Source organism: Sphingobacterium tabacisoli, from assembly GCF_017908035.1.
Lineage (GTDB): Bacteria > Bacteroidota > Bacteroidia > Sphingobacteriales > Sphingobacteriaceae > Sphingobacterium > Sphingobacterium tabacisoli.
On record NZ_JAEQMU010000001.1, the window covers coordinates 68932 to 80879 of the forward strand.

At 39.5% G+C, this 11948-nt stretch carries 9 protein-coding genes; 8 read left to right on the forward strand and 1 reads right to left on the reverse strand.

Annotated elements, in window-relative coordinates; genetic code table 11:
* The first annotated feature begins 6 nt into the window (after positions 1–6).
* Entirely contained in the window at positions 7–1893 is a 1887-nt protein-coding gene (locus JKG64_RS00200; RefSeq protein ID WP_210352341.1) for a RagB/SusD family nutrient uptake outer membrane protein, read from the forward strand.
* 60 nt (positions 1894–1953) lie between these two features.
* Positions 1954–3342 (forward strand): DUF6055 domain-containing protein, encoded by a 1389-nt coding sequence (locus tag JKG64_RS00205; protein WP_210352342.1) that lies wholly within the window; start codon positions 1954–1956, stop codon positions 3340–3342.
* A 63-nt stretch (positions 3343–3405) separates the two neighbouring features.
* Here the strand turns inward: JKG64_RS00205 and JKG64_RS00210 are convergent, their stop codons facing one another.
* Positions 3406–4110: an NUDIX hydrolase gene (locus JKG64_RS00210; protein WP_210352343.1), complete on the reverse strand. Its 705-nt coding sequence runs from the start codon at positions 4108–4110 to the stop codon at positions 3406–3408.
* Positions 4111–4366: 256 nt separating this feature from the next.
* On the opposite strand from JKG64_RS00210, the gene JKG64_RS00215 reads away from it, so the two are divergent.
* From JKG64_RS00215 to JKG64_RS00240, 6 genes are all read left to right on the forward strand, one after another.
* Complete coding sequence (locus tag JKG64_RS00215; protein WP_210352344.1) at positions 4367–6001, forward strand: ribulokinase; 1635 nt, start codon at positions 4367–4369, stop codon at positions 5999–6001.
* A gap of 11 nt (positions 6002–6012) precedes the next feature.
* Positions 6013–6705, forward strand: a complete 693-nt coding sequence (locus JKG64_RS00220; protein ID WP_210352345.1) for an L-ribulose-5-phosphate 4-epimerase — start codon at positions 6013–6015, stop codon at positions 6703–6705.
* 41 nt (positions 6706–6746) lie between these two features.
* The gene (araA, locus tag JKG64_RS00225; protein WP_210352346.1) at positions 6747–8246 is read left to right on the forward strand and encodes an L-arabinose isomerase; all 1500 of its coding nucleotides are present in this window, start codon (positions 6747–6749) and stop codon (positions 8244–8246) included.
* Positions 8247–8265: 19 nt separating this feature from the next.
* Positions 8266–9963, forward strand: coding sequence for a sodium:solute symporter family transporter (locus JKG64_RS00230; protein WP_210352347.1), 1698 nt, complete (start codon positions 8266–8268; stop codon positions 9961–9963).
* A gap of 103 nt (positions 9964–10066) precedes the next feature.
* On the forward strand, positions 10067–11212 hold the full coding sequence (locus tag JKG64_RS00235; RefSeq protein ID WP_210352348.1) for an aldose epimerase family protein: 1146 nt from the start codon (positions 10067–10069) through the stop codon (positions 11210–11212).
* A 110-nt stretch (positions 11213–11322) separates the two neighbouring features.
* Entirely contained in the window at positions 11323–11934 is a 612-nt protein-coding gene (locus tag JKG64_RS00240) for a 3'-5' exonuclease (protein ID WP_210352349.1), read from the forward strand.
* Positions 11935–11948 lie beyond the last annotated feature (14 nt).

Genomic DNA, 11948 nt, shown 5'->3' on the forward strand with positions numbered 1-11948 from the left:
TAAGCGATGAAAACATATATCAATAAGATTATAGGTATTTTAAATTTAGTGACAATCCTTTTACTTGCTAGCTGTAGCAAATTTCTGGATGTGGTACCAGCAGAATTAGTGACTGAAGATAAGATTTGGACTGATATAAATAGCGCAAATACGGTTTTAGCACATTTATATACGCGACTGCCAAATGAGCTCCATGAAAATGGTAATACGATCAGCGAGACAAGCCCTGCCTCTGATGAATCTTATCACCACTGGTATGCAGGATCTCCTTCGGAAAAGTATAATTTGGGTGCTTGGAATGCAGCAGATAATCCTTTTGGTGAGTGGGAGTCGAGATATCAGGATATTCGGAAAGCGAATATCTTTTTAGAGAAAATAGAAAGTGTTCCTATTCCTCCGGATCAGTCACAGCAGTATACTGCTCGTATTCCACACTATATCGCCGAAGCTAGATTTTTGCGAGCAATTTATCATTTTGAATTGTTTAAGCGGTATGGGGCTATTCCAATCATTACCCAGTCTATAGAGTATTCGGATAAGTCGACATGGAATGTGGCGAGGAATTCGGTAGAAGAGGTAGTCGATTTTATCGTTTCAGAATGCGAAGATATTGCACCAAAGTTATTATTGAAACATCCTGATGGAGATCTGGGCCGGATTAATAGAGGGGCAGCGTTAGCCTTGTCAGCTAAAACTCTGTTATATGCCGCTAGCCCTCTTTTTAATGGCAATGCGATGTATGCTAACGTAAAAAACAAAGATGGGAAGCTTTTATTCCCGCAATCTTACGATCGCGAAAAATGGAAGAGAGCAGCTGATGCTGCAAAAAAAGTTTTGGATTTGGATTATAAGCTTTATAAGCCCCTAACTAACGATCCAATCAATGGTTATGCAAAGTTGTTTTATTCGAGGGATTGGGAAGAAGTTATTTTGCCTTATAACCTGCCTAATACAAAGTTTATAGAACAAAATCATTTGCCTTATGGTGGATCTTTTCTAGGGTGGAGCAAATTTAGCCCTACACAAGAGTTGATCGATAGTTATGAAACAAAAACGGGTTATCCAATTAATCATCCAAATTCAGGTTACAAGGAAGACGGAACTGTCTCCGAATGGATATGGGCAATTGACGGAACTACAAATTGGGTGTGGATGACTGATATGTCAAATATGTACAAAGATAGAGATCCTCGGTTTTATGCAAGTATAGGTTTTCACAACAGTTTTTGGGTACAGAGTCGTAATACCAGAGCTATAAAACTTGCGTGGTGGGGCAATGGAAAAGCTTACGGATCAAATGGATGGCCAATGCAGGGTGGAGGGACTACATCCATAACGGGGTACACCATCAAAAAATGGTGTGATCCAACAGTAGATATTCAAAATTGGTATACTTCTCCAGATGCGAAGCGGAATTATCCTATTTTTAGATTAGCAGAGTTTTATTTAGCTTATGCTGAAGCTCTAAACGAATACCATGATGGTCCTAACGCCGATGCGTTTTCAGCAATAAATGCTGTGAGAAAACGTGTAGATATGCCTGACTTGCCGGTTATTCCTGAAGATAACATAAAGGATGGTTTCAGGAAGCGGGTTCAGAATGAAAAAAGAGTGGAATTTGCTTTTGAGGGACACCGATTTTGGGATGTAAGGAGATGGATGCTAGGTACCCAATACTTTAACGGATCTGTTCATGGACTAAACGCTAGACCCACTGCCAGTGAACTTTCGGCTACTGGATTGGATGTGAATGGCGAAGAGGCGGGAGCGGCTGTGTTTTACAAACGCGTAGCTTTTCAAAAAAGAGTATTTTTAGATAGACATTACCTCATGCCTATTCCGATTTCAGAGATGGATAAAAATATAGAATTGGTGCAAAATTTTGGATGGTAATGGTCTTATGCATTATTCATCCTGATAGAGTAAGATAGATAAATGATATAGAAGAAAAAAATGAAAAGAGAATTACTTGTACTAATGATATTGATCTTGTATCAATTTGCGATTTGTTGTAAAGCGAATGGTATTAAAGCGGATGATACTAATGTAAGTCCTGTTGAGTCTAACGCAAAAAAACTTTATCTCCCGCAAGAAATATATCGTGTTCCTGATGGTAACGATTATAACGACAAAAACAGCGAGTTTAGTCACCATCGTAAAGTCGAATCTGCTGATGTAGCTATTTTTTGGGCAAAAGAGTATGGGGATGATCCTAAGCACCATGAATTGGAGTCTAAAAGATTTGATCCAGTTATTATTTTGAATGAATGTGATCGCTTTTATGCCCATTATAGAGATGTCACACAAATGGTAAAGAAAGGAAATTCTTTGTCAGACAAATACAAGCTACTCTTTTTTGTGATCGGAGGAGATGAAGGTACCGCGTTCGGAGGCGGGGCAGCTGACTCTGTTGGTGTAATGTGGGCATCTTCATTACGCTTGCAATACTCACCTTATGGAGCGGTAGCACATGAGATGGCCCACTGTTTTCAATACTTAGCAAAATGCGATGGAAATTGGGCGTATTCTACTCCTTTAGAAGGAAGTAAAGGGCATTCCATTTTTGAAATGACCGCCCAATATATGTTATGGCAGGTGTATCCTGAATGGTTGACTTTTGAGAACTACCACTTAAACAGTTTCATGCAAAAAACGCATTATGCTTTTTTGCATGAAACCAATATGTATCATGCAGCACAGGTATTGGAGTACTGGTCTATGAAACAAGGTCCAGATTTTGCAGGCCGACTCTGGCGTGAATCGGGTATAGGAGAAGATCCGGTAAAAACCTACAAACGCTTGACCAACATGGAACAAAGCGCTTTTAATGATGAGATGTTTGATGGATATAGAAGATTTATGACGTGGGATCTGGATCGGATAGCGTACGTGATGCGACCTTACGCCAATCAGCATTTCACTAAATTGGAGTCCGCCGAGGGTGGGTGGTACAAAATTGCTTCAACCCATGCCCCTCAAAATTACGGGTACAATGGAATCAAATTAGATGGGTTTTCTGATGGAGGTATTCTTGAGTTAGATTTTCGAGGATTAGTTGGTGCTGATGGGTATCGTGCAATTGATTTAGATAATGCTGGTTGGCGTTATGGTTTCGTGGCATCAACTGCAGAAGGAACATGTTTCTACAGTAATGTGGGATCGGAGAAGCAGGGAAAGATTGAATTTGTTGTTCCGAAGGATACGAAATATCTCTGGTTGGTTGTTTCTGGAGCACCAAAAGAACATAAAGTGCACTTAGTGGATGGTGATGAATCTAATGATGAACAATGGCCTTATGCTATAAAGTTAAGAGGTGCCTCTGTGGATAAAAGTATGTTGTAAATTTTCTTCCTTTAAATAAAACGAGTCCTTATCGTACGATAAGGACTCGTTTTATTTAAAGGCTTAATTGTCTATAGACCAGCTAGGAAGGTAGCGTAAAAAAGACATTATTTTTTCTTTATAGACATCTTTGTTTAGTTCGTAATAATAGGCACCTTTTTTAGAGCTTTCTTTATCTTTTTCATCCAATTTATGCAATAAACCTGACGCTAGTAATTTTCGGCTAAAGTTGCGTTTGTCCACTGTGGTGTTATAAACACTTTCATATAAAAAGAAAATCTGAGGAATAGTGAATTTTTCTGGTAAAAGCTCAAAGAGGATAGGATAGAGCGCTGCCTTCATCTTGAGTTTATGTTGGGCTGTTTCGATCATCTTATTGTGATCGAAGATGAGATTTGGGTATTCATCCAAAGGAAACCATCTTGCTTCATACTCTTTGGTAATAGTCTGCCTGTATTTATTAATATCTATAAGCGCAAAATAGGTGATGCTAATAACTCTTCCGTTGCTTTCACGCTCAGGGAGCCCAAATACACCACTTTCTTCCATATACAGGTTTTGTAGTCCTGTTAGTTTTTTTAGAATACGTGTCGCAGCGTCATAAGGACTTTCATTCGGTTGAACAAAACCTCCCATCAAACTCCACTTATTGATTTCGGGTTCGAAGCCCCTTTTGATTAATAGTACTTCTAAAGATTCGCCATTGAAGCCAAAAATTATGCAGTCGACTGCGAGCAATACTTTGGGTTCATTTTTGTAAAAATTCATTTCGCTTTTCAGATTTGTTTTATCCCTATATCTACATCAATTTGGTGTAAGCTACACATGATATAATTATTAAAGGTAGTCATTGTTGAGTGTAGTGGATGTTACTATTTTAGCATTTTATGGTTGATAATTAACATAAGTTTTATTTTCTATTAAATAACTGTTACTTTGACACTATATCATTTTGAAGCTCAAAATTGTTCTCCAATGGTTTCGTCATGATGTGTTTTTTTTATTATAAACCATAGTTTGTCAAATGAATAAAAAGTATGTGATAGGTGTTGATTATGGCACAGATTCAGTAAGGTCCATTATTGTAGATACTTCAAATGGGGAAGAGCTAGCTTCTTCGGTTTTTAACTATCCAAGGTGGAAGAAAGGGTTGTATTCCAATCCTTCTTTAAATCAATTTAGACAGCATCCGTTAGATTATATCGAAGGGTTAGAAAAGACCATTCAAGAATGTGTAGCTAAGATAGGAAAAAAAGAAGCTGCTAATGTCGTTGGGATATCAGTTGATACTACTGGGTCTACGCCAGTAGCTGTAGATAAATCGGGTACACCTCTGGCATTAAAAAGTGAGTTTGGAGAAAACCCAAATGCGATGTTTATCCTATGGAAAGATCATACCGCAGTAAACGAAGCTAGCGAGATTAATGCGTATGCTGCTCTTCAGGAGATCGATTATCTAAAGTATGTTGGAGGAGTTTACTCCTCAGAATGGTTTTGGTCTAAGATTCTTCGAATCTATCGTATCGATGAGCAAGTAAGAAATGCAGCATATACCTGGGTCGAACACTGCGACTGGATTCCATTTTTATTAACTGGCGGTAACGACGTCACTCAGCTTAAAAGAAGTGTCTGTGCTGCTGGGCATAAAGGGCTTTGGGCGGAGGAATTTGGAGGATATCCTCCTGACGGATTTTTCAATGGCCTAGATCCTTTACTTGCTGGAGAGGTTGATCGCCTAGGAAAAGAAGCTTTTGCTGCGGATACTACTGTTGGATCATTGTCTGCGAGTTGGGCAGATCGTTTGGACTTAAACACAGACGTAAAAATCGGTGTAGGCGCTTTTGATGCGCATATGGGAGCTGTGGGTGGACAGATAGAGCCGTTTTATTTAAGTAAAGTGATGGGAACTTCTACCTGCGATATTATGGTCGCTCCAGGTGATTTTGATATAGAAGTAAAAGGCATATGCGGACAGGTGAATGGCTCTGTTGTTCCTGGGATGGTAGGTCTAGAGGCTGGTCAATCTGCATTTGGTGACGCCTATGCGTGGTTTAAGAATATATTGATGTGGCCTGTTAAAAATCTTTTTGATGATGCTAACCTCATCGCCGAAGCCGAACAGCGGATAATTGTAAAGTTGAGTGAACAAGCGGCAGTAATCGAACCGGAAGTAAACCATCCTATTGCCATTGATTGGCTTAATGGAAGAAGAACTCCTTATGCAAATCAAAATCTTAAGGCTGCTTTTTTCGATGTCAATATTTCGACGGATGCAGTATTGCTGTATCGGGCGGTCGTGGAGTCAACCTGTTTTGGGGCAAAAAAGATTGCAGATTGTTTTGTCGATCAAGGGGTTGATATTCGTGGCGTTATAGGTTTGGGAGGTGTCGCTAAAAAGTCACCATTCGTAATGCAAATGTTGGCTGATATACTGAATATGCCAATTAAAATACACCGGTCGGAGCAGACATGTGCTTTAGGAGCAGCTATGTTTGCATCCGTAGTAGGAGGTGTTTACCCCTCGATAGAGGACGCTATGAGTGGTATGGGACAAGGATTTGATACAATTTATAAGCCCAATCAACACCGCGTATCTGTTTATGCTAAGCGCTATGACTGCTATAAAAATAGAGCTGAGTTATTGGAGAATGATTTATAATCACAAAAGGTATGTACGCAAAAATAAAGCAAGAGGCATATGAAGCCAATATGGAATTGCCAAAGTTAGGACTGGTACTTTTTACATTTGGGAATGTTTCTGTCGTCGATCGAGAAAAACAGGTTTTTGCAATTAAACCAAGTGGAGTTTCATATGATCTCCTTAAGGCGGAGGATATGGTCATCGTTGATTTCGATGCTAATGTTATCGAAGGAGATCTTCGACCATCATCGGATACCAAGACTCATGCTGTTCTGTACAAGGAATGGAATGAGATCGGTTCCATTGTACATACGCACTCGGCATATGGTACAGCTTGGGCACAGAGTAACCGAGACATTCCAATATATGGAACTACACATGCCGATCACCTGACGGTTGATATTCCCTGTGCACCTCCAATGGCTGATGAAATGATTGCAGGCAATTATGAACATCAGACAGGTTACCAGATTATTAACCACTTTGAAGAGAATAATCTGGACTATAGAGCGATTGAAATGGTTTTAGTAGGAAATCATGCCCCTTTTACTTGGGGTAAGAATGGGCAAAAGGCTGTTTACAACGCCGCAGTATTGGAGTACGTAGCAAAGATGGCACTTTTGTCGGAACAGATAAACCCCGATATCAAACGAATGAAGGAATCGTTAATAAAGAAACATTATGATCGCAAGCATGGTAATAATGCCTACTACGGACAATAAGATTAAAGAACAGAACGATTAGAAAACTATAAATAGAAAAAATGTCTACATTGAAAAATTTTGAAGTTTGGTTCATCACTGGGAGCCAGGATTTATACGGAGCAGAAACATTAAGAAAGGTCGCAGAACACGCCAAAGAAATAAGCGCTTATCTTGATGCACATGCAAAAATTACAGTTCAGGTTGTATTTAAGCCTATTGTTAAAAATACAGAGGAGATTTATCAGACCATTGCAGCAGCCAATACGGATGAGAATTGTATAGGACTGATTACCTGGATGCATACATTCTCACCAGCCAAGATGTGGATCAGAGGATTACAGATCTTAAAAAAGCCTTTATTGCATTTGCATACGCAATATAATCAGGACATTCCTTGGACATCGATGGATATGGACTTTATGAACTTAAACCAAAGTGCACATGGTGACCGCGAATTTGGCTTTATTGTATCTCGGATGCGTATTGGACGTAAAGTCGTGACTGGACATTGGAAAGATGAAGAAGTGATCGAACGTATCAATGTCTGGTCGAGGGCAGCAGCAGCATGGCACGATTGGCAAGGAGCGAAGTTTGTTCGTTTTGGAGATAATATGCGATATGTAGCTGTTACAGAAGGGGATAAGGTTGAGGCGGAGATTAGATTTGGATTTGCTGTTAATACACATGGTATCGGAGACCTTGTTGCCGAAATTGATACAATTTCTGATGAAGCCGTCAAAAATCTATTGGCGGTGTATGAATCAGAATATGATCTATCGGATGATGTCCAAGCAGGTGGAAAGAATCGACAGCAGGTATATGACGCTGCAAAAATTGAGTTAGGGTTGAAGTCTTTCCTGGAAAAAGGTGGCTATAAAGGATTTACAGATACGTTTGAAGATTTGCACGGTATGCCTCAGTTGCCAGGTCTGGCCGTACAGCGTTTGATGGCAGAGGGGTATGGATTTGCAGGAGAGGGCGACTGGAAAACTCCAGCTATCGTACGAGCTTGTAAGGTAATGGCTACAGGGTACGAAGGTGCTAATGCATTTATGGAAGATTATACCTACCACTTCGATCCACAAAACCCGATGGTATTGGGTTCGCATATGTTGGAGGTTGATGCATCTCTGGCGGTGGATAGACCGCGGTTGGAAGTCCATCCGTTGGGTATAGGCGGCAAGTCCGATCCGGCACGTTTAGTATTCAATGCAAAAGGTGGACCATCATTGAATGCCGCTTTGGTAGATATGGGCGATCGCTTTAGATTGGTTGTTAATACCGTAGAAGGTGTTGATGTTGAACAGGAATTGCCTAATTTACCTGTAGCTCGTGTATTATGGAAGCCACAGCCCGATATGAAGACAGCATGTTCAGCTTGGATTTATGCAGGAGGAGCTCATCATACCGTGTATAGTCAAAATCTTACGACAGAATACTTACAAGATTTCGCACGAATTGCTGATTTAGAGTTTGTGCTTATTGATGAGAAAACGAAGATAGATCAATTCGAAAAAGAATTGAAATGGAGCGAGATATCTTATAAATTGCAATCCTGATCACTATAATTCTTAAATCATGGAAAAGTTCTCGACAATCGACTATCTGATCTTTGTAGTCTATTTTATTTTGGTAGCCGGTTACGGTCTTTGGATCTATTATAAACACAAAAAGAAATCTGAAAGCAGTAATGATTATTTTCTGGCGGAAGGAACATTGACCTGGTGGGCTATAGGTGCATCGCTGATTGCATCCAATATTTCTGCCGAGCAATTTATAGGGATGAGTGGTAATGGATTTACCGTCGGGATAGCTGTTGCCGCTTATGAATGGATAGCAGCTATTGCCTTGATTATTGTCGCTGTATGGTTTATACCAGTTTATCTGAAAAATAAGATATTCACGATGCCGCAGTTTCTTAAACAACGGTACAACGAGACTACAGCTCTTATTATGGCTGTTTTCTGGCTCTTTTTATACGTTTTTATTAATCTTACTTCTATTCTTTACCTCGGATCTATTGCAATATCAAATCTTGGTGGGGGAGCGTATTTTCACATAATAATGGTTGCATTGGCTGTATTCTCTATTATTATTACGCTCGGAGGTATGCGTGTGATTGGTTTTACAGATGTGATTCAGGTGGTTGTTTTAATAATTGGAGGGCTGGCAACGACCTATGTTGCATTAACATTAGTATCTGAACATTTCGGACTTGGTAAAGACGCTTTAGCCGGATTTACTCAACTGGTAAAAGACTCTCCTAAACATTTTGAGCTGATTGTAGATAAGCCAACCGAGAATAGTACACAAGAAGAAATCAATAAGTATCTCATGTTACCCGGAATAGGAATGTATCTTGCTGGTATCTGGATCGTGAATCTTAACTATTGGGGATGTAATCAGTATATTACGCAACGCGCGTTGGGTGCTGATCTTAAAACCGCTAGAACTGGTATTTTGTTTGCTGGTTTCTTAAAGATTTTGATGCCCGTTATTGTTATGTTGCCGGGTATTGCAGCATATGTACTTTATAAAAATGGAGCATTACAATCGGAGATGGCTCCTGGAGGTAATTTTAATCCTGACAACGCATATTCTGCTATTTTGGGATTTTTACCAAATGGAATGAAGGGGCTTTCGTTAGCAGCATTAACGGCAGCAATCGTAGCTTCTTTAGCTGGAAAGGCAAATAGTATAGCGACTATCTTTACAATGGACATTTACCATCGTTATATGGATAAGCAAGCTTCTGATAAAAAGCTAATCCGTGTAGGTAAAATCACCATTGTTCTTTCTATTCTTGTTTCGTTATTCTTTACATGGGATGATTTGCTTGGGATAGGTAGTGCTGGTGGTTTTACTTTTATTCAGAAATACACCGGTTTCATTTCTCCAGGGGTATTTGCCATGTTCTTGTTGGGTATGTTTTGGAAACGTACGACTGGCGCAGCAGCGATAACTGGGCTTTTGACTGGGTTCTTGATGTCTGTTTTGTTTAATAATTATGCACCGGCCTGGTTTGGTAACGAGACTTGGCTTTATACCGCTTACCCGAATGCACAAGGAGGATACGAAATACCATTTCAGATTTGTATGGGATTAGCATTTTTGTTCACCATGATCGCGATGATTGTTGTGAGCCTGGCCGGACCAAAGGTAAACCCTAAAGCATTAGAGTTGGATAAAAAAATGTTTAAGGTCGAACCTTCAATCTTAGTATTAATTGTGATTACGATTTTAGTAGTTGGTGCACTTTATGTGAAATTCTGGTAATGCACAAACACCCATGAGTTCGTCAGCTGGCGGATGATCATTAAAAAAACAAATCGATCCGCCAGCTGGCGGATCATGAAATAATTATATACATATGAAATATATGAATAGAAAGTTAGTAACGGTATGTTTAATTGCAATAGCATTAGGATACGCTTGTAGTAATAGCACGCATAAAGCAAAAGATAATTCTTCAGATGCCGTACTGTCTGTGCCTAGTTTTGATGGAGAGATAGATGGACAGGTCGTTCGTTTGTATCAGATTAAAAATGACAAAATACAGGTATCACTTACAAATTATGGCGCGAGATTGGTTTCATTGAATGTGCCGGATAGAGTGGGAGAGCCTGTGGATGTTATCTTGGGATATGATTCGGCAAAGGAATTTAAAGATAATGCGTCTAACTTCTATGGAGCAGTAGTAGGGAGATATGGCAATCGCATCGGAAATGCCACGTTCACTATCGATGGTACAAGTTATCAATTGGAGAAGAATGACGGACAGAATTCATTGCACGGAGGTAAAAATGGCCTCTATGATAAAGTATGGGAGGTTAAAGATACGTCATCTACATCGATCACATTCTTTTATAGATCTCCGGATGGTGAGGCAGGATACTCGGGCAATGTGGATATCCAGGTGACCTATTCTGTTAATCCAGAAGGAGGATTGCTCGTTGATTATCAGGCTGAAACAGATAAGAAGACGGTGCTGAATTTAACCAGTCACGGTTATTTTAATCTCAATGGTGCTGGAGATTCGACTATTCTCGATCATGAGTTATGGATTGATGCAAATAGTATCACAGAGGTGAATGATAATCTGATTCCAACAGGCCAGTCTCTAAGCGTCAAAGGTACGGCTTTTGACTTTACTAAATCTAAGTTGATTGGAAAAGATATTGATCAAGCTGATAAGCAGCTGCGTGTCGGGAAAGGATATGATCATAATTTTCAGTTGAATAAAAGTGATGGCTTTAAAGAAGTTGCTAAAGTCTATTCTCCAAAGACTGGAATAGAAATGTCCGTAGTAACCACCGAACCTGGACTACAGTTTTACAGCGGTAATTTCATGACAAAGGATGATGCAAAAGGTAAAGGAGGTAAGTCATATCCATTTCGTTCTGCATTTTGTTTAGAGACGCAGCATTACCCTGACGGTCCAAACCATTCTTCTTTTCCTTCTACTGTTGTGAATCCAGGAGATATATATCGTACTAAAACAGAGTATAGGTTCTCTGTAAAATAATACGGTTATAAGGGTTATGCGTTTCTGGTCATCATATTCTTGTCTCTGTCAAGTGATATGATGGCCAAATTTTTTATAGAAAAGGAAATATCACTGTACAGCAGGTGGAGATGAAATTAGCATATTATATGTTTCTAGATACTGAAACGTCGGACAAGATCTTGGATAAAGATTTCAGCTCGGACGAGGAGGGCAGATTGCCTTATCTTGTACAGTTGTCTTGGCTAATCTGCGATGAGAATAGAAAGGAAATAAAGCGAACTAATTACTATGTTAACGAGAAGGATTTTAGCAGTTCAAAATGTGCCTTAAAAATACACGGGATTGAAGACTACTTTAGACAGCTCAACGGATTTTCCAGAAAAGAAGTGATGCGCGGTTTGGTAGATGATATCCAACGTTATAAGCCTTTGATTGTATGCCACTGTAAGGCTTTTGATTTGCAGATTATTAAAGTCGAATTAGAACGTGCTGATATCAAGTATGATATAGATCTAGCACCTGTGTTTTGTACAATGGAGGCGACTCGAAGTCTAGCAGGAAGTATACAGGATCGATATTTTCGCCTTGATGAGCTTTACGCCATACTTTTTTATAAGAAAATACAGCATCATCATGATGCTCTTGCGGATGCGCAGGCTACAGCAGCTTGTTTTTTTGAACTTTTGGGTAGCGGATTTATTACGGAGCAAACTATTTTAAAACAATTACATAAGAAGTAAACTTTTCTAGTGAG